The sequence below is a fragment of the Vibrio sp. 11986-1-5 genome (genome assembly GCF_963878025.1).
Classification (GTDB): Bacteria; Pseudomonadota; Gammaproteobacteria; order Enterobacterales; family Vibrionaceae; genus Vibrio; species Vibrio injensis.
Window position 1 is genome coordinate 1 of record NZ_CAWNVW010000025.1, and the last position, 847, is coordinate 847.

Genomic DNA, 847 nt, shown 5'->3' on the forward strand with positions numbered 1-847 from the left:
TTGTATGGATAATAACTAACGAATAAGGGTAAAGTGAGACCCAGACTTTAGCTGCAACTAAAGTTCTCTATCTGATAGTTCGATTGAATTGTGGCTCCTCTATCGAGAGACCGATAACAAGAGCGAACGTCAGATAGAACTCCAAGCACCACACTCGAATAGTCTTCTGGGTCTCGAACCCGCATTTAGCAAGCAAGAGTTAGCTTATTATGAATACAAATACACTGCAAAACATTAATGTCGGCGTTGATACCGGCAAGTCACAATTAGATATCTATATCCGTCCTCTCGATATCTATTTTAATGTCTCCAATGATGAAAAAGGCATTAAACAAGCCATCAAAACCATTAAAAAGTACCACCCTGAACGTATTGTCATCGAAGCCACCGGACGCTTAGAAATGCCATTCATCTTAGCCTGCGATAACGCTAACTTACCCTATGTCATTGCTAATCCATTACATATCAAAAAGTTCTCCGGCGCCCTTGGACATCGAGCTAAAAATGACCGCTTAGATGCCGCTCTTATTGCCCATTACGCGGAAGCGATTAAACCGAAACTCACACAATTAAAAAGTGAAAACATTCGTTTAATGAGTGACTTAGTGACCAGACGCAACCAGTTGTTGACCATGCAAACCATGGAAAAGAACCGCTCTCAAATCATGCCTAAATCTGTTGCATCATCGATAAAATCACTACTTACTATGCTCAAAAAACAGATAGAAAATATTGAGACTCGAATCGAAAAACTCATCGAGACATGCCCTGATTACCAAGCCAAAAATGAGCTATTACAGAGCGTACCTGGCATCGGAAAAATTGCGGCAGCCTCCATCATCAGTAA

At 40.9% G+C, this 847-nt stretch carries 1 protein-coding gene; it reads left to right on the plus strand.

Annotation, left to right across the window (positions count from 1 at the left end; all coding sequences use genetic code 11):
• Positions 1-209: 209 nt before the first annotated feature.
• The coding region (locus AACS00_RS07910; RefSeq protein WP_110168461.1) for an IS110 family transposase at positions 210-847 on the plus strand (638 nt) is incomplete at its 3' end.